Source organism: Pseudomonas sp. GNP014 (assembly GCF_054344005.1).
Genome location: NZ_JBTGUS010000001.1, coordinates 6,093,632 through 6,114,653, shown reverse-complemented (window position 1 = coordinate 6,114,653; position 21,022 = coordinate 6,093,632). Strand labels below are relative to the sequence as shown.

Sequence of the window (21,022 nt, the reverse complement as noted above, 5' to 3'; positions counted from 1 at the left end):
AGAACAAAGGGAGTCCTTCATGGGCGAGCATGATCTGAACAGGCGTCAATTCATTAAAACCGTCGGCGTCGCCTCGGTAGCGGCGGCGGCCCTGAGCATGCCCTTCATCCGGGCCTCTGCCAGCGACACACGTTTCGCCGGCAAGACCCTGCGCTTGCTGACCTGGTCGGATGACACCGGCCTCGCCGCATTGCGCAATATCGCCGCCACGTTCGAGGCCAAGACCGGCGCCAAGGTCATCGCCGACCGCACCGGCAGCACCTCGGAAATGGTCGCCAAACTCAAGGCCGGCGGTGACCGTCCGCAGTACGACATCATCACCCTGGCCGGGGTCGGCGCCGAAGGTCTGGCCGCCGCCGGACTGCTGGAAAAACCCGACCTCAACCGCATTCCCAACCTGATCGACGTACCGGAACAATACCGCACGGGAGCCAACGGTCACGGCATCGGTTACCTGCTGTGGTGCAACAGCCTGGTCTACAGCACCCGCACGCTCAAAGAGGCGCCGAACAGTTACGCGGCATTGTGGGACGCCGATCTGGCGCCGAACATTTTCCTGCCGCCGCCGAACTGGACCGAGGCGATGGACCTGATCATCATCGCCGCCAAACTCGCCGGCGGTGACGAACACAACATTGAACCGGGCTTCAAGAAACTCGCCGAACTCAAGGATCGCGTGGTCACCCTCGGCGAGAACCCGAACCAGATCGCCGAGCTGTTCCGCACCGGTTCGCTGGACATGGGCGGCTTGTACGCCCCGGCCTTCTTCCCCAAGCAGATCCGCGATCCGAACTACGGCCTCGGCGCCACGTTCGGCATGAAGGAAGGTTTCTACACCGACCTGATGCTGTCGGTGATGCCGAAGAACCGTCCCGGCGACACCGATCTGGCCTACGCCTTCATCGACCACTCTCTCGACCCGCTGGTGCAGGGCAAGATGGCCGAAGACATCTTCAACGGCCCGGTCAACGCCAAGGCGATCATCTCCGCCGAAGCACGCAAGAGCCCGTACATCCTCACCCCGGAGCAGATTGCCGAGAAGGCGATCATGCACGACAACGCCTTTTTGGCGACCGTGCATGACCAATGGATTCGTCGTTATACGGAAATCTTTTCTTCCTGAGCCGAACACCAACCTTCAAAACACCACAAACCCCTTGTGGGAGCTGGCTTGCCAGCGATGACGGCCTACCTGTCGACAATGATGTCACTGACAGATTGCGATCGCTGGCAAGCCAGCTCCCACAGGGGCACGGTGGTTTGGAGAGCTGTGTTCGTCAGTTGCTCTTCCATTGACGAGATCATTGCTATGGAACATCAATCCCTGAGCCAACCGGTCGACGCCGGCAGCGTGCGCCCGGCGCGCGGTGTTTCGCCGACCGCCCGGGCGTGGTTTTTCCTCACGCCGTCGATGCTGTTTCTCGGCGTGCTGATCGCCGCCAGCCTGCTGGTGTTGCGCATGAGCGTCGGCACCAAAGGCGCGGAGTGGACGGGGTTCAGCCTGGCCAGTTACGCCCAGTTGCTCGAACCCTATTACCTGAAATCCTTGCTGCTGACCTTGCGTCTGGCACTGATCAGCGCGGTGATTGCCGTGCTGCTGGCGATCCCGGTGGCGTACACCATGTCGCGCCTGACCTCGCCCTTTCTGCGGCGGATTTTTCTCGCGGCGGTGTTGTTGCCGCTGTTGGTCAACCTGCTGCTGCAAAGTTACGGCTGGCTGGTGATTCTCGGCCCGGGCGGGATGCTCAACCAGGCGCTGATGGGCCTGGGCCTGATCAAGCGCCCGATCATGTTGTTGTACAACCAGAACGGCGTGCTGATGGGGCTGGTACAGACCGCGTTTCCGCTGGCCGTGTTGCCGATTGCCAGCGCCATGCGCGGCGTCGCGCGCACCTACGAAGAGGCGGCGGCAACGCTGGGCGCCAGTCGTTTTCAGGTGTTCCGTCAGGTGGTGTTGCCGATGAGTCTGCCGGGGATCATTACCGGGGCGACGCTGGTGTTCGCCTACAACGCCAGCAGTTTTGTCGTGCCGTTGCTGCTCGGTGGCCGTCGTGTGCCGATGCTTGCGGTGATGGTGCATGACCAGATCGCGCCGCTGATGAACTGGCCCGCCGCGTCGGCGGCCGGGGTGGTGCTGATCGTCACCACGCTGGCGATCATGACTTTGTCCGAATACATCACTGGCCGTCGTCGGCGTCTGCTGGAGGCTTCGCAATGAGTGCCCTGACCAAGAAGCGCATGGCGCTGTTGCCCGGCGACACCGGCAAGTTCGCCGGGATCCTCTCCGGCTTCATTCTGCTGCTGGCGGTGTTGCCGATCCTGACCATGATCGTGATGTCGTTCAGCGGGGCGTCGAACCTCGATTTCCCGCCGAGCAGCTACAGCCTGCAATGGTACAAGGCGGCCTGGCACACCTTCGTGTCGCCGGATGCCAGTGATGTGTTGAGCCTCGGCCAGGCCATGGCCACCAGCCTGTTGGTGTCGTGCCTGACCATGGTCTTCGCCACGTTGATCGCGGTGCCTGCCGCCTATGCGCTGACCCGTTGCGAGTACCGTGGCAAAGCCGTGGCGTTGCAACTGATGTCGCTGCCGCTGGTGTTCCCGATGGTGGTGTTGGGCCTGGCCTTGCTGCTGGTGTTCGACAGTCTGCCGTTCCACCTGACCACCTCGCGGCTGGTGATTGCCCACGTGATTCTGGCGCTGCCGTTCGTGGTGAAGAACTGCACCGCGGCAATGCTCTCCATCGGCAGTGAAGTCGAAGAGGCGGCGCGGATGCTCGGTGCTTCGCCATTGCGCGCAATTGTCGATGTGGTGGTGCCGTTGATGAAATCGGGGATTCTGGCGGGGATGCTGCTGGCGTTCATTGTCTCGTTCAACGAATTCACCGTGACCTATTTCCTCTACACCATCGACGTCATGACCGTGCCGATCTGGATGTACAGCCGCACCGTGTCATCGCTCGACCCTACCGTGTTCTCGTTTGCCGTGCTGATCGTGCTGATCGACTTCGTCCTGATCTGGGCGCTGGAGAAGCTGGTGGGCGAGGGCGGCGTTTCCTTTTGATTTGAGGTGCAACATGACTGGTCTGATTCTGGAAAACGTCGAGAAATTCTACGGCTCGGCGTGCGCGGTACAAGACGTCAACCTGCATTTGCCGGAAGGCAAACTGGTGTGTTTTCTCGGCCCGTCGGGCTGCGGCAAAACCACTTTGCTGCGGATGATCGCCGGGCTGGAAACCCTCAGCGGCGGCGAAATTCGCCTGGACGGCGAGGACATCGGCCAGACCCCGGCGCACCTGCGCAACTTCGGCATGGTCTTTCAGTCACTGGCGCTGTTCCCGCACATGACCGTCGGTGAAAACATCGCCTATCCGCTGAAATTGCGCGGCGTCAGCAAGGCTGATCAGCAGAAGCGGGTAGTGGAGTTGCTGGAGTTGATCCAGTTGCAAGCGATGATCAACCGTCCGGTGGCGAAGCTTTCCGGGGGGCAGCGGCAGCGGGTGGCGATTGCCCGGGCGATTGCTTCACGTCCGAAAATCCTCTTGCTCGACGAGCCGCTGTCGGCGCTGGACGCGAAGCTGCGCGAGTCGATGCAGGTGGAAATCCGCCAATTGCAACAGCGCTTGAACATCACCACGATCATGGTCACCCACGACCAGCGCGAGGCGATGACCATGGCAGATATCGTTGTGGTGCTGGGCGAGCACAAGGTGCAGCAGGTCGGTACGCCGATCGAAATCTATCGACATCCGGCCAACGAGTTTGTCGCTGACTTCATTGGCTCGGGCAACATCTTCCCGGCCACGGCATTGGGCGATGGCAAAGTCGGCCTGCCGGGTGGCGATGCACTGCAAGTGCCGATCTGCAGCAGCATCGTGGTGGGGCAGAAGGTGAAGATGCTGATACGCCCCGAAGACCTGCAACTGTCTGCACCACAGGCGACGGCGGGCAATCGCCTGCTCGGCAAGGTGACGTTCGTGCGTGATATCGGCGCGACCATCGAGACCACGGTGGAGTGTTCCGGGGTGACGTTCACCGCGTTGAGTACGCCGTGTCAGGGGATTGGTTTGGGGATTGGGCATCCGGTGTCGGTGACGTTGCCGGTGGAGGCTTGTCGGGTGTTGGGGGCTTAGAGCGAGGTCTGACTCCGAATCGCCCCTCACCCCAGCCCTCTCCCGGGGGGAGAGGGAGCCGACCGAGGTGTCTGGCGTTATCCGTCGACCTGAAAAATCCAGTCGATTAAGGATTCGGCAAACCACTTTCAGGTCGGTGTACTTGTTGAATATCCCCCATTCAGTCCCCTCTCCCTCTGGGAGAGGGTTAGGGTGAGGGGCTTCTAACGGTCACACTGAAAGCCGCAACCGCGCCAGATCCCGCAACGGCGGCGCGCCAAACAAGCGGCTGTACTCGCGGCTGAACTGCGACGGGCTCTCGTAGCCCACGCGATATCCTGCCGCCGAGGCTTCCAGACCCTCGGCCAGCATCAGGCGCCGCGCTTCCTGCAGGCGCAACTGCTTCTGATACTGCAGCGGACTCATCGCCGTCATCGCCTTGAAGCGGTGATGCAGGGTCGAGACGCTGAGGTTCACTTCTTTCGCCAGATCATCAATGCGCAAAGGTTGCTCGAAATTGCCGTTGAGCCATTTGATCGCCTGGCTGATGCGGTGGCTCTGGCTGTTGGCAATCGCGATCTCATACAAACGATGACCCTGCGGACTGCGCAGCAGACGATAGAGAATCTCGCGGCGAATCAGCGGTGCAAGCATGGCGATGTCTTTCGGTGCATCGAGCAAGCGGGCCAGGCGCAGCACGGCGTCAAGCATCGCGCCGTCGATGCGTTCAACGTACAGACCGCGCCCGGTGGGCCGGGTCGGTACGCCCATCGGGCCGGCATCGGCGATCAGTGCGGTGATTTCCGCCGGGTCGATGTCCAGACGCACGGCGAGGATCGGCTCTTCCGGTGAAACGTTGACCACGCGTCCGCTCAGCGGCATCGAGACCGAGACCACCAGATAATTCAGCGGGTCGTAATTGAAGTACTCGTCGGCCAGCCGCACCTCTTTGCGCCCCTGGGCCATGATGCACAGCGCCGGCTGCGCGAGCACCGGAGCGAAGTTGTGGGACTGGGTATGGCGCGACATGAACAGCGAGCCGACGGCGGTCTGGTAACTGCCATCGTCGGTGGTGTTGCGGCGGATGATCGCCGCCAGTTCTTCGCGCTGTTTCTCCATGTCGGCATCAGGCTGGGCTTGAAAACGATCGAATGACGTCATGCACGGCATCCTCGGCAAGGGAGATGGAATGGAGCAGAGCTTAAGTTTGTGCAAGCGCGAGCGGTAGACACATCCTGTCAAATGCTTGCCTGATTCTGCATTGGCTTGCCGGCGTGCTCAGTCACAGCAGGATGCAGAGCGGCAAACTTGCTTGATACGCCGTATGACAACGGTGTGACGCGGTTTCACAGGTTGTTACAAGTCCTGTGTGCAGTCTCGCAGGATTGTGCAACAGGGCGGCAGGAATCGACTAACGGCGCGGTGTGTTCGGCGCTTAACCTTTGATCCTGTCGCAGCCCGTCCGCTGGCTGCCACGCGACTCCCTGGGAGGGTTGAACATGTCCAAGCAGATTCCCGTCAGTCACATGGCCTTCGTTCGAGCGCGCGCCGGACGCTCGGCGGAACTCGGTGTACGCCTGAGCGCGTTGATCGAGCCGTCCCGTGCCGCCCCCGGTTGCCTAAGCTTTGCCTTGCAGCATTCGCAGTGTGATCCCGAGTTGTGGCTGGTCTCCGGTTTCTGGAGCAGCCAGCAAATGATGACCCGCTATTTCAACAGCCCGTCGATGGAAATCTTCGCCGAGCTGGTGCAGGACCTGGTGGTCAACAGTCTGGATTTCCATACCTTCAAGGACGTGTCGGCCGCGCAAGCCCTTGGCCAATGCCCGGTGCCGGTACACAAACTCGCCGGTTGAGGGTTTAATGTCCGGCTTATTTGTCTGAGCCGGGATGTATGACATGGCACGTAAAGAGTTCGAACACTTCGAAGCAGTCTCCGCAGTCGTCCCCGTCGAGTTGGGCGGCAACAAGGGGTATCACGCGGCAATCGCGGTCAAAGCCCTGGTCGATGGCGGTGCACCACGCTTTCACAAACTGCTGGGTGATCAGGTGTTCCCCGGTGCCATCGCTGCCGACGAGGCGGCCATCAATGAGCTGGATAAACTCAAGGGCGTCACTGCTGACGCCGAGTTGGTCTGGTAACGCGTTACTGGCTGGCGCCTGGACGCCACATCTTGAACAGAGCCTCAGGCTCCAACTGAAAATAGTCCGCTGGTCCGCCGCCGCGCAGAATCGGTTCTGCCGCGGCGGTGTCGTAGATGCCGTCCTTCAACAGCCACTTGGCGATATGCACGGCGACCACTTCGCCGAGGATCAGCCAGCTCGGCACGGTTTCGCCGTCGGCGCGCTGCAATTGAATGATCTGCGTGACCTTGCACTCGAAGGACACCGGACTTTCGGCGACCCGTGGCACCGAAATCACTTTTGATGCCGCCGTCGTCAGCCCCGCCAATTCAAACTCGTTGACCTGCGGCGCGACCATTGCGCAGCTCTGGTTCATCTGCTCGGCCAACGGGCGCGTGGCGAGGTTCCAGGCGAACTCGCCGGTCTGCTCGATGTTGTTCAGGCTGTCTTTGCGCCCGACGCTGGAAAAACCAATGATCGGCGGGATGTAGTTGAACGCGTTGAAAAAGCTGTACGGCGCCAGGTTCAAGTGGCCCTGAGCATCCTGCGAAGAAATCCAGCCGATGGGGCGCGGGCCGACGATGGCATTGAACGGATCGTGGGGCAGACCGTGGCCGTTGGCGGGTTCGTAGAAGTGGATGTCATCGGACATGGCGAGGGTTCCTGAAGAGGGCATGCTTAAAGACGCCATAGTGTAAGAGCGCACCGCGTATTTCCAGTCAAACGCTGATCCTCTGTAGGCGTGAGCCTGCAGGGGATGTTTGTGATGCTTCAGAAATGACTAAGCCCGGCCGAAGCCGGGCTGTTGGAGGACTGCTGATATTCAGCTGATGGCTGCAGCAGTACCGGTTTTGTCGAAGCCGTCGGCAGCGATGGCATTGGCGGTGCCGGTTTTGTCGAAGCCATCGGCAGCGATGGCGTTGGCGGTGCCGGTTTTGTCGAAACCATCAGCAGCGATGGCATTGGCGGTACCGGTTTTGTCGAAGCCGTCGGCAGCCACAGCTTTGCCAAGACTGGTTTTATCAGAACCGTCAGCGGCGTAGGTGCCCGAGTGGCTGGTTTCGATGGCGGCGCTGGCGCCGGAAATGAAATCGGCGGATTTGGTTTTGTCCGAACCATCGGCAGCGAAGGTATTGGCGGCCAGTACGGACAGGGTCAGGGCGAGGATCAGTCGGGTTTTCATGTCGGTTACTCCAGATTCGTTGGCGGGTGTGTCTTGCATGGGGTTTATGCTACGCCAGTTAATTTGATTAAAAAGCGCAAATTAATGCTAAAAACAATCAATTAAGTTGATATTAAGGCCGGCGTATCGAAATCGCTTTCGCCGTCGAAGCGAAAGTCGCGCAGGTCATTGATCAGATGTTTGCAGGATGCAGCGGCAGGATTAATCAGCGATTAATCGCTTGGATGGCGATTCTGTTCTCCAACACCCTCGGCTCCGCGCTCGGTGACTACCTGGCAGATGATTCGGGCCTGGGGTTCGTCGGCGGTGCTGGCGGGGATTCTGTTGGTGATGGTTGTCGGGGCGTCGTATGCGCAGAAGCGCGTTGCCGAAATGATCTGATACCGAGTCGCCCCAATCGCTGGCAAGCCAGCTCCCACAATGACAGCGCTGTTCACAGACCTTGTGTACGACGCGAAACCTGTGGGAGCTGGCTTGCCAGCGATGGGGCCCTCACAGCCACCGTTGCAGTGGCTGGGCAACCCCGATCAGTCAGTCACGATCCGCGAGTGCTTCTGGGTGTCTTTCATGGTGATGTACACCAGCAACGACACCGCGATGCACGCCGTCACGTACCAGTAGTAACCGGTCTCCATGCCGATGCTCTTGAACCACAGCGCGATGTATTCGGCGGTACCGCCGAAGATCGACACGGTCAGTGCGTACGGCAGGCCGACGCCCAGCGCGCGGATTTCGGTCGGGAACAATTCGGCTTTCACCACCGCGTTGATCGAGGTGTAGCCGCTGACGATGATCAGCGCCGCCATAATCAGGAAGAACGCGCCCCACCAGCTCTGAATCGTGTGCAAGGTCATCAGGATCGGCACGGTGAAGATCGTCCCCAACACGCCGAAGGCGATCAGGATCGGACGCCGACCGATTTTATCGGACAGGCCGCCAATGATCGGTTGCAGGCACATGAACAGGAACAGCGTGGCGGCAGAAATGGTGGTCGAGTCGGAGATGCTCATGCCGACGGTGTTCACCAGGTATTTCTGCATGTAGGTGGTGTAGGTGTAGAACGCCAGGGTGCCGCCCATGGTCAGGCCGACCACGGTCAACAGCTCTTTCGGGTGGCGCATCAAGGTGCGCATCGCGCTTTCCTTGGACTTTTCTTTCTTGGTGAACGACTCGGTTTCTTCCATGCCACGACGCAGGTACAGCGCCACGATGGCACACAGCGCGCCGATGGCGAACGGAATACGCCAGCCCCACGCGTACAGTTGCTCGGTGGTCAGCACGTTCTGCAGCACGATCAACACGCCCAGCGCGATGAGCTGGCCGGAGATCAGGGTCACGTACTGGAAACTGGAGAAGAAGCCGCGACGTTCCTTGGTCGCCATCTCCGAGAGATAGGTCGCCGAGGTGCCGTATTCGCCACCGACCGACAGGCCTTGCAGCAGGCGGGCGAACACCAGCAGGATCGGCGCGCCGATACCGATGGTTTCGTAGTTCGGGCTGAGGGCGATCAGCAGCGAGCCGAAGCACATCAGATAGACCGAGGCCATCAGGGCTTTCTTGCGGCCGACCTTGTCAGCGTACAGGCCCATCAGCCAGCCACCGATCGGACGCATCAGAAAACCCACGGCGAAGATCGCGGCGGTGTTCATCAGTTGCGCGGTGGAGGAACCGGCGGGGAAAAAGGTTTTGGCGAAGTACAGCGAGAAGGCGGCATACACATACCAGTCGTACCACTCGACCATGTTGCCGACAGAACCGCTGAAGATCGATTTGATCCGGCTGGCTGTGGTTTTTTCTTTGGCCGGCACGGCCGCCGACCCAAGAGGCAGGGCGTTGGAGTTATCCATTGAAGGATCCTTCGTTTAATTGTTTTTGTGGAGCGCGTCGAAACGCAGCCTGCGGGGGCTGTAGCAGGAGCTGTGCCAACGGGGGGAGGGCCGGTTTAGAGGGGGTGACGGGATTGGGTGAGCGGGATATCGCCGAAAGATTTGGTTTGATGAGCGGATTTCCGCTCATTGGGGCGAAGATCAGAAGCCCCTCACCCTGGCCCTCTCCCGGAGGGAGAGGGGACTGACCGAGTGGATTGTTCGAGGTGCACCGGCCTGAGATATCGAGTCGAACTCAGGTTTGAATAGCACAAAGATCGGCTCCCTTTCCCTCTACCCCTTGGGAGAGAGGGCTGGGTTGAGGGGGATGGATCTCGGCCACACCAAAAATCTCGACCCAGCCTCATTCAGCCAAAAACATCTCCCGACTCAACCCATGTCGCTGCATCTTTTCATTGAACGTGCGGCGCGGCAGTTGCAGTTCTTCGAGCACCGCTTTCACATCGCCCCTGTGCCGGGTCAATGCCGCGCGCAGACACTGCGCTTCAAACGCTTCCTGCTGCGCGGCGAGGGACTGGCCCGGATCGATTCCCTGCACCGGCTCATCCAGCCCCAGCACCTGGCGTTCGGCAACGTTGGCCAGTTCGCGCACATTCCCCGGCCAGTCATGGCTGAGCAGGTGACTCAACTGCGCGCCGCTCAATGGCGCAAACGTCCGCCCCAGGCGCTGCGCGGCGCTTTGGGCGAAGTTGTCGAACAACAGCGGAATGTCTTCGCGACGATCACGCAACGGCGGTAAACGCAGTTCGGCGACGTTCAGGCGATACGCCAGGTCTTCCCGAAAACGTCCGGCCCGGGCTTCGTCGAGCAGGTCGGGTTTGGTCGCCGCGACAATGCGCAGATCCACGCGAATGCTCTGGTTCGAGCCCAGGCGTTCGAGTTTCTGCTCCTGCAACACCCGCAACAGTTTCACCTGTTGGGCCAGCGGCATGCTTTCGATTTCATCGAGGAACAGCGTGCCGCCATCGGCGTATTCGAGTTTGCCGATGCGCTTGCCCGATGCACCGGTGAAGGCACCGCTCTCGTGGCCGAACAGTTCGGCCTCGAACAACTGTTCAGGGATCGCCGCGCAATTGAGGGCGACGAAGGGTTTGTCCGCTCGGGAGCCAAAATCATGCAGGCAACGCGCAACCAGTTCCTTGCCGCTGCCAGTCTCGCCACGGATCAACACGTTGACCGGCAACGCGGCCAGCTCCAGCACTTGCCGACGCAAGGTCTGCAAGCCACGGGACACGCCGAGTAGCGTCGCGTCGAGTCGGGCGCGGTGATCGGCCTGCTCGTGCAGGGCGCGGTTTTCCAGCACCAGCCGACGTTTCTCCAGGGCGCGGCGCAGGCTGCCGAGCAGGGTTTCCGGGCTGAACGGTTTCTCCAGAAAGTCGTAGGCGCCATCGCGCATCGCTTCGACGGCCATCGGCACATCGCCGTGCCCCGTGAGCAGAATCACCGGCAGATCGGCATCGCGCTTCTGCACGTCGGCCAATAACGCCAGCCCGTCCATACCGGGCATGCGCACATCGCTGAGGATCACCCCGGCAAAGTGCGCGGGCAGGGCGGCGAGGCATTCTTCGGCGCGGCTGAACAGCTGCACGTCGAATCCCGACAGGCTCAGCCACTGTTCGACGGCGTTGCGAATACTGCTTTCGTCATCGACCACCATCACTGAGTTGAGCATCAGATATGCGCCTCCAGATCGATCGGCAAAGTCAGGGTGAACACCGCGCCACTGTCACCATTCTCGACGCTCAGGCGGCCGCCGGATTCATGCACGATGGCAAACGAGACCGCCAGTCCAAGCCCCAGTCCGTCGCCCACCGGTTTGGTGGTGAAGAACGGATCGAACACCTGGCTCAAGTGTTCTTCGGCAATCCCGCCGCCGTTGTCGATCACGCTCAAGCGCCACAACTGTTCGTCGGCTTGCAGGCGGATTTCCAGGCGCTTGCACGGTTTGCCGTGCATTGCATCGAGGGCGTTGCGCAGCAGGTTGATCAGTACCTGTTCGAGACGGATGGCATCGCCGCGCATCCACGCCGGGCGGGTCAGGTGCAGCACCAGGCTGACCTGTTCGTCACGCAGCCGCGCATCGAGCAACTGCAGCGACTGATCGACCACTGTCGCCAGATCCAGCCGCTCACGCAACCCGCTTGGGCTTTTGCGCGCGAAGGTTTTCAGGTGCCCGGTGAGGGCGGCCATGCGCGTGAGCATCTCGTCCACCGGTTTGAGCGCCTTGTAGGCGTCGTCGACGCGGCCATGATCGAGCAGCAGGCGCAGGGTCGCCAGTTGCATGCGCTGAGCGGTCAGCGGCTGATTGATCTCGTGGGCGAGGGCGGCGGACATTTGCCCGAGTGCGGCGAGTTTCGCCGATTGCACCAGCCCCTCTTGCGCGGTGCGCAGGTCACGGGTGCGCTCTTCGACTAACTGTTCAAGCTCTTCACGGCTGCGCTGGCGCAACTTCGCCAGACGCCAGCGCTGGTTGAGGAACAGCAGCAGAAACACCAGCGCCAGCCACACTCCGGCGGCGGCCAGGCCGGCGTTGCGCAGGTCTTCGAATGCCACTTGCGGGCGTCGCAACAGATGCAGGGTCCAGCCTTCGGTGCTGAGCGGCAGCGATTCCCAGAGATAATCCGCAGTGCCTTGCGGACCTTCGACCCGGCGCAGATCGCTGTTGTCATCGAAGCGCCGCAGCGACAGGTGAGTCAAGGGTACGAGCGCCTGTTTATCGTACTGACGGGTGGCCTTGATCTCGGCCAGATCGGCGCTGTTCAACGTCCGCAACGAGCGATAGCGCCAGCCGGGCTGGTTGGCGATAAAGACGATGCCGCGGGCATCGCTGACCAGCAGGGTGTCTGTGCCCTGACTCCATTCGCGTTCAAGTTCAGGGAATTCCAGCTTGACCACCATCGCCCCGAGGAACTCGTCCTTGTCGCCCAGCACGGCGCTGGAGAGGAAATAACCGGGAATGCCGCTGGTCACGCCTACCGCATAAAAGCGCCCGCTGCCCTGGGTGCGGGTCTGGTTGAAGTAAGGCCGGAAACCGTAGTTGTGACCGACGTAACTGCTCGGCAGGCGCCAGTTGCTGGCCGCTACGGCGAGGCCCGTGTGATCGAGCAGTTCAAGGGTCGAGGACTGCGCCGCGCCGTTGATCTTTTCCAGTTTCAGATTCAGCGCCGATTGTTCCTCGGCATCCACGGGACCTGCCAGCGCCGCACGCAACTGCGGATCCAGCGCCAGCACCGCCGGCAGGGCACGGTAGCGGTCGATCAGGGTGTGCAACGAGTTGGCGTAGAGCACCAGTTGCTGATTGGCGCGGGCGGCGTCTTCTTCCAGCGCCTGGCGCTCGGCGTGGCGGATGGCAAGCGTTGCGGCAATGGCCGCGCCGGCGATGATCAGCAGGGTATACAACGACAGACGCAAGGTACGGGAAGTCGGCAGCATGCTGGGCAGATGGATGGCAGGTCGGGCGGGCAAGATAGCATGGGCCGGACGGGTCCGGCGCGCTGTTCGCGCCGGCCGCACGGGTCACACAAACGTTTCAAGCTGACTTTGCCGGCGTGGCAGATTCAACCGGGGTTTCGGGATGGGTCTGGGTCTCGGTTCGTCGGCGATCGAGCGCTCCAGTTGTTGCAGGCGTTCGCTCACGCCCACTGCCGCGCCGGGAGCGTCGAGTAGCGCCTGAGCGGTCTCCATGACCTTGTCGATGGCGTCGAACGGATCGAGACCGGTCCTCGCCAGCTTCAATACCTGACGTTGCTTTTCAGCGTCCAGTGCCTTCAGTTGCGCATAGAACAGATCCTGAACAGGTGCCGCGTAGGTGTTGAGGTTGTCGGTGAAATTCTTGATGCCGTCGATCAGGGCTGCCCCCCCGTTGATCAGGTCTCTTGCACCGTCGACCACGCTGGACACTGTTTCGCCTGCTGTATTGAGGCCATCCTTGAGCTCCTGCGTGTGCAGCGTTTGCGCCAGCTTCAAACCCTTCTTGAAAAAGTGGTAACGCAGCAACGGGAAAACGATTGCACCGACGATCGCTCCGACGCCTGTACCGATGGCATTGCCGATCCCGGGGACCGCAGTGCCGATGATGCTGCCAATGGCGATACCTTTGCCGACACCATAAAAGACCGATTTGATGCCGGGCCTGGACTTGATGAACTTGCCGAACGTCATGCTCTTGCGCAGTTCTTCAATGTCGGCGCCTTCGGGAACCAGGCCATCGAATTCGCGGGTTAGGTTGTGTAGCTGGTCTGCCGCCGTTTTGGCTTTATCGAATAGCCCGACGGCTTTCTTGACCAGGTTGAAAATGACTTTGGACGTGCCTGTCTGGTCGACATGGATAATCGGGTTATTGCCGACGAACCCATACAGATTCAGCCCGTCGACGGCTCCCGCCGGATCGGCACTGAGCCAGCGCTGCAGCCATGGCGCGTAGTAGCGCGCACCGTAGTAATACAAACCACTGACATCCATCTCCTTGCCTGAGTAACGCACGGTTTTGTAGTCGATCCCGTCTGCCGGGTACTTGAGCATCCAGGCGGTGGCGCCAAACGGATAATACCCTTCGTGGCTGATGATCTGTGCCTGCTGATCGAGTTCCATCACGCAGGAGCCGAGGTGGTCGTCGAGGCTGTAGCGCAGTTGATCGTCGTCGACGCCTTTGGGTTTGTTCTGTGCCCAATGCAGGCAGCGTGCGTTACCGACGCTGATGACGTGCAGTTCTTCGCCATTGTCGCGGGTGCGGATTTCCAGTCCCGGCAGGTAGCGCACTTGATGAAAGTGTTCAGTGTTGGCCGTGTAAGTCTGGTGGCGCTTGAACACACGCAGGCCCTGGCTGTAGCGGTAATGTTCGGCGTCGTGGCGACCGTCCTCGCGGTGGATCAGGGTGACGCGGGTCAATTCATCGCGCGCGTTCCAGTGCAGGGCTTGCCCCGGTTGCACGGCTTGCTGATTGCCATGGCGGTCGAACAGTGTGTCGAAATCCGGAACCGGTTGCCCCTGCGCCCAGCGCACGCCGCGGTTGCTGTGCGGGTCAATGCACAACTGTTGCGTGTGATTGGCGCCGGCCCGGACATGTTTGAGTTCGATGAGGTTGTTACCGGCGTCGTACCGGTAGCTCTGGGTGTAATTGAGGCGGTTGATCGGATCGGTCGGGGTTGGCAGGCCGGGAATGTCGGTGAGCGGGCCATCGTCGTAGCCGCTCGCGCTGGTCAGCCGATACAGCGAGTCGTAGCTGAAATGGCGACGGCCATCGACGCGCTGATTGGCGAAATGACTCGGGGTAAACGCGTGGTCGTCGATGCGGGTGATGTTACCCATGGCGTCGTAAACGTATTCGAAATCCTGCAGGGGTGCCTGCGCTTGTTTCTGCGCCGATTGTCTTCGCAGACGGCCATCGGCAGGGTCGTAGCTCCATTGGCTGATGACATCATTGCCGGCCCGTTGCTCAACGATCTGTGCGGCCGCGTTGTATTGCGCAGCGAGCAGTACCGGTAGCCATGTGGTTTGATCTTTCAGTTGCAGCTGGACCTGTTTGAGTTGCCCCGAGAGGTCGTAGCGCCATTGTTGCCGGTGACCCGCGGCGTCGATTTGCTCCAATGCTGCGCCCAAGGGGCTGAAGGCGTGGCGCGTGGTGAATGCCTCGGCATCATGGAAGCGGCGGGTTTGCTCCAGTGCCTGACCGGACAAGCTGTAGCTGGGCAGGCGCAGTGTGCCTGACGGATCAGTCTGTTCCTGCCGTTGTCCGCGCAGATTGTGCCCGGGGTCAGCCGTGGAATCGGCGTAGGTAAATATTTCGACATCCACCTCGTCGTTTTCTGCGACCGCCACGACACGCAACTGACGGTCGTAGCGCATGCGCCAATGACTGCCGCGTGCATCCCAGCGCTGCAGCACCTCACCGGCCATCCCGGCAAGGTGCAGACGCCATCCGGCGTCAACGCTGTCGATTTTCAAAGGTGTGCCGGGCAAGCTGTAAGACGTGACGAGGTTAGCCCGCGGTAGCCGCGGATCCCACTGTTCGACTAACTGTCCCGCTGCATTGTGGTGCTGGCAGGTAACAAGACGTTCCACTACGCCATCCGCTACCTGACGAAAGTACGCTACACGCTTCACCGGCAAGGTCCGAGGATCATGGATGTACAGGTCGGGCGTACGAAAGTGCGGTGATGTATTCATATGCTGGTTCCAGTAATCCCTTCGCCTGCCGTTGCTCCCGGATGTTGTGGGGGCTGCGATCCCCGTGTTCTAGGCTGCTCGTTGTGCGTTGTACTGGCGATACCTTCCAATCAGTTCAAGGTTGCGATTGGCTTGTGCGATTCGTACCGATATTTGCGCTTGAATCTCATCCCGACGGATCATCCCGCCCTGGCTGGTGCCAACATTTTTTGTGAGCATGTCGTAGGCGTAATTCAATGATCCGAGAACACCTTCGGAATAGAATTCGTTGAACTCCAATCGAGCGAACGCGGCGTTGACTTCAATTCGGTCTTGATTCAGGAGGTCGATAATCAGGCCGAGACCTCGCTCTAAATCGTCGATGGTCGAGTCTTGCAGGCCCACCACTGCGGCAGCGACATCGCTCCCTGATTGGGCGATTGCCATCAGTTCACTTGCAGCGGGCACGCCCACCTGCCCAAGTGCTGTTGAAGTGACGACTGAAGCGATTTGTTTTCTTCCCTGCCCGCTGCGTGGGTCGTAACCCATGACAAAATTTTTGGCGAATTGCAGCGGTCGGTTCAATACACCCACCGTGGCTTCGGTATGCAGGCGTTCTGGATTGATTTTCCGAGGGTCAGGCAAAATGGGGGTCGAGAAGTTTTTGTAAATACTCAGCTTCTCCACAACTTTACCCACGATAGTACTGGCTATCGTTGGGACCAAAGGCACGCCGGGAGCAATACTGGAAACCAGAGCGGCAGCGCTTGTACTCGCCCCCGCTTTTGTCAGGTGATAGGCAGTGTTCACCGCAAAGCGTTTTCCGATACTCCCGTTGCTGAACAGGTTGTTCAGTTGAACATCCATGGCCTGCATCTCGATTCCCAAGGTATCCAGCACTTTTGTGTAGTCTTCGATGTCCTGTCGGTCATTGTCAGGCGTGTCTTTGCTGGTGCCGTCGTTATCAATGAAGACCAGCGGGTTATTACCGACGAACCCATACAGATTCAGCCCGTCGACATCTCCCGCCGGATCGGCGCTGAGCCAGCGCTGCAGCCATGGCGCGTAGTAGCGTTCGCCGTAGTAATACAAACCACTGACATCCATCTCCTTGCCTGAGTAACGCACGGTTTTGTAGTCGATCCCGTCTGCCGGGTACTTGAGCATCCAGGCGGTGGCGCCAAACGGGTAATACCCTTCGTGGCTGATGATTTGTGCCTGTTGATCGAGCTCCATCACGCAGGAGCCGAGGTGGTCGTCGAGGCTGTAGCGCAGTTGATCGTCGTCGACGCCTTTGGGTTTGTTCTGTGCCCAATGCAGGCAGCGTGCGTTACCGACGCTGATGACGTGCAGTTCTTCGCCATTGTCGCGGGTGCGGATTTCCAGTCCCGGCAGGTAGCGCACTTGATGAAAGTGTTCAGTGTTGGCCGTGTAAGTCTGGTGGCGCTTGAACACGCGCAGGCCCTGGCTGTAGCGGTAATGCTCGGCGTCGTGGCGACCGTCCTCGCGGTGGATCAGGGTGACGCGGGTCAATTCATCGCGCGCGTTCCAGTGCAGGGCTTGCCCCGGTTGCACGGCTTGCTGATTGCCATGGCGGTCGAACAGTGTGTCGAAATCCGGAACCGGTTGCCCCTGCGCCCAGCGCACGCCGCGGTTGCTGTGCGGATCAATGCTCAACTGTTGCGTGTGATTGGCACCGGCCCGGACATGTTTGAGTTCGATGAGGTTGTTACCGGCGTCGTACCGATAGCTCTGGGTGTAATTGAGGCGGTTGATCGGATCGGTCGGGGTTGGCAGGCCGGGAATGTCGGTGAGCGGGCCATCGTCGTAGCCGCTGGCGCTGGTCAGCCGATACAGCGAGTCGTAGCTGAAATGGCGACGGCCATCGACGCGCTGATTGGCGAAATGACTCGGGGTGAACGCGTGGTCGTCGATGCGGGTAATGTTACCCATGGCGTCGTAAACGTATTCGAAATCCTGCAGGGGTGCCTGCGCTTGTTTCTGCGCCGATTGTCTTCGCAGACGGCCATCGGCAGGGTCGTAGCTCCATTGGCTGATGACATCGTTGCCGGCCCGTTGCTCAACGATCTGTGCGGCCGCGTTGTATTGCGCAGCGAGCAGTACCGGTAGCCATGTGGTTTGATCTTTCAGTTGCAGCTGGACCTGTTGCAGTTGTCCGGCCACGCCGTAGCGGGAGCGTTGCCGATGACCGCCGGCGTCGGTCTGTTCGAGTAACGTGCCGAGCGGGCTGAGCACCCGGTCATGGGTGAATGCCTGGTCATCGTGAAAGGTACGGCGCTCTTGCAGAGGCTGGCCGCTGAGGGCAAAGCTGCCTGTGTGCAACGTGCCCGAGCGATCCTTCAGTGTGTGTAACTGGCCGCGCAGGTTGTGTCCGGCGTCAGCCGTAGCGTCGGCATAGATGAATACATCGACATCGGGCTGGTCGTTTTCGGCGAGCGCCAGCACCCGCAGTTGCTCATCGAATGTCGTGCGCCAATGGTCACCGCGTTCGCTCCAGCGCTGCAGTGGTTCGGCGGCAAGCCCCGGCAAGGTCAGGCGCCAGCCGGCGTCGACGCTGTCTGTTTTCAGCGCCTCGCCGTCGAGGCGGTAAACCGTGGTCAGGCACGGCACAGGCAAGCGCGGATCCCACTGCTTTACCAGGCGCCCGGCCGTGTCGTGCTGGCGGCGAGTGGTCTGGCGCTCAGTGTCATCACCGGCCGCATTGCGCAAGTACGCGACGTCGCTGACCGGTAGCGTCCTGGGGTCATGGGCGCGCAGCGTCGGCGTATGCCAATGCACTGAAGGGGTCATCCTCGCGAGCTCGGACAGTGCCATATCAGGCCGCCTTTTTCTTGTTGGCACGCGCCTGCTTCAGCAAAAACTGATTGTCCGTGGTGCCCATTTCCTTGTACCAGCCGACCATCGCCTGGGCGCGTGAAATGTGGCGCAAGGCCGCATTGGTTTGTTGGCGCATGCCCGCGCGAGTGATCGGCTCCAACCGTTGCCCGGAGGTCATATGGGTCACGTTGGGCAGCATCTCGGCGGGCAAAATGACGTCAGTGCCCAGCACGTCAAATGCGCTCTCTGCCCAGCCTGCGCGTTGCTCTACTGCGGTTTTCCACTCATTAAGCATGTTCTCGATTTTTTCGATTTTCGCTGGGTCAAGCCGGTTTTTGATGTCCTCGGCATCCTGCGCTTTTTTAAACAGACTCAGAAAGTGCGGGACGATCGATATCGCTGCGCCAAGCACCCTGCCGATGAGGAACTCAGGGTTGAGTACAGCGTTGAGCGCCGGGTTTATCAATTCGCTCTTTATGTCTTTCCACGATTCGATCTCTTTGACAGGGCGGTCAATGCCCAAACTTTTGTCAATGGCGCTGACAGACATTTGCGAGGTCTGCGGAATCAGTGGACCTAAATTGATCCCGACACTTTCCGTCACCGGATCGAGCATTTTCGCTGCGAGATCGCCGGCGGCATTGCCGCCGGAAACTCCCCCGACCGTCGGATAGGCGGCGACTGCAGTCGGAGGCGGAATAATGCCGTCGACAAATCCGCTGCCGAGACTTCCACCCTTTGTGGTGGCTGTATACCAATACCCAGTTTCGACGACCAGGCTCAGTACCATGGTTCTGTTGAGGCCAAGCGGATGGAGGATGTTATGCAGCTGGTCCACTACCTGTGTGGAATAAGCATTGATGACTGAAATAAATTCCGACGTCACCATAATCAGGGTTTCCGCACGCGCGTTGCCGTCAGGATCGATATAGCGCATCGGGTTATTGCCCACAAACGCATAAAGATTCGGGCCATCTGCCTGCTCTGTGTCCGCACTGACCCAGCGCTGCAACCACGGCGCGTAATAGCGCGCGCCGTAGTAGTACAAACCGCTGACATCCATTTCCTTGCCGGAATAACGGATGAATTTGTAGCTCACCTCGACCTCATGCTCGCCGACCATCCACGCCGTTTCGCCAAAAGGGTAATAGCCCTCGTGGTTGATCAGCCCGGCCTGTTGATCGAGTTCCATGACACAGGAACCGAGGTGATCGTCGAGGCTGTAACGCAGTTGGTCGGCGTCGGCGTCTTTGGGTTTTTTCTGCGCCCAGTGCAGGCAGCGCGCGTGAACGAGGCTGATGACGTGCAACTCTTCACCGTTGTCTCTGGTGCGGATTTCCAGCCCTGGCAGGTAGCGCACCTGCTGAAAGTGTTCGGCGGTTGCGGTGAAAGTCTCGTGGTATTTGAGCACCCGCGCGCCCTGACTGTAGGTGTAGTGCTCAGCGTCACTGCGCTGGTTTTCGCGGGGGATCAGGATCACCTGTTGCAGTTCGTCGCGAACATTCCATTGCAGGTTCTGGCCGGGCTGCACGGCTTGTTGATTGCCATGGCCGTCGAACAGCCTATCGAACACCGGCTCCGGATCGCCCGGTTTCCAGCGCACCCCGCGATTGCTCTGCGGGTCGATGCGCATCGTCCGGGTGTAGGCATTCGTGGCCCGCGCATGGCGCAGTTCGATGAGGTTGCCGCCGCAGTCATACTGGTACGTCTGGGTGTAGTTGAGGCGATTGTTCGGATCGCCCGGCTGTGGCAGACCGGGAATGTCTGAGGGCGGGGCGTCGTCGTACCCCGTGGCGCGAGTCAACCGATAGAGCGAGTCGTAGCTGAAATCACGGTGGCCATTGACGAGTTGGTTGGCGAAGTAAACGGGCTGGAACGCGTGATCCTCGATGCGGCTGATATTGCCGACCCGGTCGTGAAAGTATTCGAAGTCCTGTAGAACCTCGCCGGCCTCCTTGCGGCTCGACTGAGTGTGCAGACGCCCGTCCGCCAAGGCGTAGGTCCAGCGGCTGCGCACCCGGTTGCCGGCCAGTTGCTCGATGATCTGCGTGGCAGCGTTGTACTGCATATCCAGCAACACCGGCTGCCAGTCAGTCTTGCCGCTGACACGCAGATGCACTTGTTTGAGCTGTCCGGCCAGGCCGTAGCTTGAGCGTTGCCGATGGCCGCCGGCATCGGTCTGCTCCAGTAGCGCACCGAGCGGGCTGAACCGCCATTGACTGGTGAAGGCTTCGCCATCCTCGAAGGTCCGGGTCTGCGTCAGCGCCTGGCGGGTGAGGGCGAAGCTGTCCGTGCTTAGCGTGCCCGAGCGATCTTTGTGTGTCAGCAGTTGGCCGCGCAGATTGTGAGCAGCATCGGCGCTGGCATCGGCGTAGGTAAACACATCGACATCAGCCTCGTCGTTTTCGCTGAGTGCGATCACCCGTAGTTGCTCATCGAAGGTCGTGCGCCAACGCGTACCGCGCTCGTCCCAGCGTTGCAACGGCTCGCCGGCCAGACCGGGCAGGTGAAGGCGCCAGCCGGCGTCGACGCTGTCGGACTTGAGCGCTGAGCCGTCGAGGCCGGGAACCGAAACCCGACAGGGCACTGAAAGGCGCGGATCCCATTGCTCGATCAGCCGTCCTGCGGGGTCGTGATGCTGGCGGCTGGCCAAGGCTGCGGGCGTGTCATCCGCCACCGTGCGCAGGTAGGCCACCTGTCGCACCGGCAGGCCGCGAGCATCGTTCACGGCCAGCGCCG

The 21,022-nt window shown here is 60.5% G+C and carries 15 protein-coding genes; 6 read left to right on the top strand and 9 right to left on the bottom strand.

Annotation, left to right across the window (positions count from 1 at the left end; genetic code table 11):
* Positions 1-19: 19 nt before the first annotated feature.
* The 4 genes from ACXX9E_RS27505 (at position 20) to ACXX9E_RS27490 (ending at position 4,132) form a co-directional block, all read left to right on the top strand.
* A complete protein-coding gene (locus ACXX9E_RS27505; RefSeq protein WP_186746789.1) occupies positions 20-1,123 on the top strand; it encodes an ABC transporter substrate-binding protein in 1,104 nt (367 codons plus the stop codon).
* 186 nt (positions 1,124-1,309) lie between these two features.
* Positions 1,310-2,218 (top strand): ABC transporter permease, encoded by a 909-nt coding sequence (locus tag ACXX9E_RS27500; RefSeq protein WP_123466326.1) that lies wholly within the window; start codon positions 1,310-1,312, stop codon positions 2,216-2,218.
* Positions 2,215-3,063: an ABC transporter permease gene (locus ACXX9E_RS27495; RefSeq protein WP_458556502.1), complete on the top strand. Its 849-nt coding sequence runs from the start codon at positions 2,215-2,217 to the stop codon at positions 3,061-3,063. The genes ACXX9E_RS27500 and ACXX9E_RS27495 overlap by 4 nt, the downstream gene beginning before the upstream one ends.
* A 13-nt stretch (positions 3,064-3,076) precedes the next feature.
* Positions 3,077-4,132, top strand: coding sequence for an ABC transporter ATP-binding protein (locus ACXX9E_RS27490; RefSeq protein ID WP_128614825.1), 1,056 nt, complete (start codon positions 3,077-3,079; stop codon positions 4,130-4,132).
* Between the two features lie 210 nt (positions 4,133-4,342).
* Here ACXX9E_RS27490 and ACXX9E_RS27485 read toward each other — a convergent pair whose 3' ends face one another.
* Positions 4,343-5,272, bottom strand: coding sequence for an AraC family transcriptional regulator (locus tag ACXX9E_RS27485; protein WP_123466332.1), 930 nt, complete (start codon positions 5,270-5,272; stop codon positions 4,343-4,345).
* A gap of 338 nt (positions 5,273-5,610) precedes the next feature.
* Between ACXX9E_RS27485 and ACXX9E_RS27480 the strand changes: the two genes are divergently transcribed.
* Positions 5,611-5,964: a putative quinol monooxygenase gene (locus ACXX9E_RS27480; RefSeq protein ID WP_123466335.1), complete on the top strand. Its 354-nt coding sequence runs from the start codon at positions 5,611-5,613 to the stop codon at positions 5,962-5,964.
* Between the two features lie 43 nt (positions 5,965-6,007).
* Positions 6,008-6,250 carry a hypothetical protein gene (locus tag ACXX9E_RS27475; RefSeq protein WP_123466359.1) on the top strand — a complete coding sequence of 81 codons (243 nt, stop codon included), beginning with the start codon at positions 6,008-6,010 and terminating at the stop codon, positions 6,248-6,250.
* Between the two features lie 4 nt (positions 6,251-6,254).
* On the opposite strand, the gene ACXX9E_RS27470 is transcribed toward ACXX9E_RS27475, so the two are convergent.
* From ACXX9E_RS27470 to ACXX9E_RS27435, 8 genes are all read right to left on the bottom strand, one after another.
* Positions 6,255-6,884 (bottom strand): flavin reductase family protein, encoded by a 630-nt coding sequence (locus ACXX9E_RS27470; RefSeq protein ID WP_458556501.1) that lies wholly within the window; start codon positions 6,882-6,884, stop codon positions 6,255-6,257.
* A 171-nt stretch (positions 6,885-7,055) separates the two neighbouring features.
* Positions 7,056-7,415: a hypothetical protein gene (locus ACXX9E_RS27465; protein WP_186746793.1), complete on the bottom strand. Its 360-nt coding sequence runs from the start codon at positions 7,413-7,415 to the stop codon at positions 7,056-7,058.
* Positions 7,416-7,942: 527 nt separating this feature from the next.
* Positions 7,943-9,262 carry an MFS transporter gene (locus ACXX9E_RS27460; RefSeq protein WP_123466343.1) on the bottom strand — a complete coding sequence of 440 codons (1,320 nt, stop codon included), beginning with the start codon at positions 9,260-9,262 and terminating at the stop codon, positions 7,943-7,945.
* A 382-nt stretch (positions 9,263-9,644) separates the two neighbouring features.
* The gene (gene mifR / locus ACXX9E_RS27455) at positions 9,645-10,973 is read right to left on the bottom strand and encodes a two-component system response regulator MifR (RefSeq protein ID WP_128614923.1); all 1,329 of its coding nucleotides are present in this window, start codon (positions 10,971-10,973) and stop codon (positions 9,645-9,647) included.
* Positions 10,973-12,733 (bottom strand): sensor histidine kinase, encoded by a 1,761-nt coding sequence (gene mifS, locus ACXX9E_RS27450; protein WP_186746799.1) that lies wholly within the window; start codon positions 12,731-12,733, stop codon positions 10,973-10,975. Before mifS ends, mifR begins: the two co-directional genes overlap by 1 nt.
* Positions 12,734-12,817: 84 nt before the next feature.
* Entirely contained in the window at positions 12,818-15,466 is a 2,649-nt protein-coding gene (locus tag ACXX9E_RS27445) for an RHS repeat-associated core domain-containing protein (RefSeq protein WP_458556500.1), read from the bottom strand.
* A 69-nt stretch (positions 15,467-15,535) separates the two neighbouring features.
* Entirely contained in the window at positions 15,536-18,280 is a 2,745-nt protein-coding gene (locus tag ACXX9E_RS27440; RefSeq protein ID WP_458556499.1) for an RHS repeat-associated core domain-containing protein, read from the bottom strand.
* 1 nt (position 18,281) lies between these two features.
* Positions 18,282-20,978, bottom strand: a complete 2,697-nt coding sequence (locus ACXX9E_RS27435) for an RHS repeat-associated core domain-containing protein (RefSeq protein WP_458556498.1) — start codon at positions 20,976-20,978, stop codon at positions 18,282-18,284.
* Between the last annotated feature and the right edge of the window lie 44 nt (positions 20,979-21,022).

Coding starts and splice junctions, on each gene's coding strand:
- ACXX9E_RS27505 (WP_186746789.1), top strand. CDS start 20: ATGGGCGAGCATGATCTGAACAGGCGTCAATTCATTAAAACCGTCGGC.
- ACXX9E_RS27500 (WP_123466326.1), top strand. CDS start 1,310: ATGGAACATCAATCCCTGAGCCAACCGGTCGACGCCGGCAGCGTGCGC.
- ACXX9E_RS27495 (WP_458556502.1), top strand. CDS start 2,215: ATGAGTGCCCTGACCAAGAAGCGCATGGCGCTGTTGCCCGGCGACACC.
- ACXX9E_RS27490 (WP_128614825.1), top strand. CDS start 3,077: ATGACTGGTCTGATTCTGGAAAACGTCGAGAAATTCTACGGCTCGGCG.
- ACXX9E_RS27485 (WP_123466332.1), bottom strand. CDS start 5,272: ATGACGTCATTCGATCGTTTTCAAGCCCAGCCTGATGCCGACATGGAG.
- ACXX9E_RS27480 (WP_123466335.1), top strand. CDS start 5,611: ATGTCCAAGCAGATTCCCGTCAGTCACATGGCCTTCGTTCGAGCGCGC.
- ACXX9E_RS27475 (WP_123466359.1), top strand. CDS start 6,008: ATGGCACGTAAAGAGTTCGAACACTTCGAAGCAGTCTCCGCAGTCGTC.
- ACXX9E_RS27470 (WP_458556501.1), bottom strand. CDS start 6,884: ATGTCCGATGACATCCACTTCTACGAACCCGCCAACGGCCACGGTCTG.
- ACXX9E_RS27465 (WP_186746793.1), bottom strand. CDS start 7,415: ATGAAAACCCGACTGATCCTCGCCCTGACCCTGTCCGTACTGGCCGCC.
- ACXX9E_RS27460 (WP_123466343.1), bottom strand. CDS start 9,262: ATGGATAACTCCAACGCCCTGCCTCTTGGGTCGGCGGCCGTGCCGGCC.
- mifR (WP_128614923.1), bottom strand. CDS start 10,973: ATGCTCAACTCAGTGATGGTGGTCGATGACGAAAGCAGTATTCGCAAC.
- mifS (WP_186746799.1), bottom strand. CDS start 12,733: ATGCTGCCGACTTCCCGTACCTTGCGTCTGTCGTTGTATACCCTGCTG.
- ACXX9E_RS27445 (WP_458556500.1), bottom strand. CDS start 15,466: ATGAATACATCACCGCACTTTCGTACGCCCGACCTGTACATCCATGAT.
- ACXX9E_RS27440 (WP_458556499.1), bottom strand. CDS start 18,280: ATGGCACTGTCCGAGCTCGCGAGGATGACCCCTTCAGTGCATTGGCAT.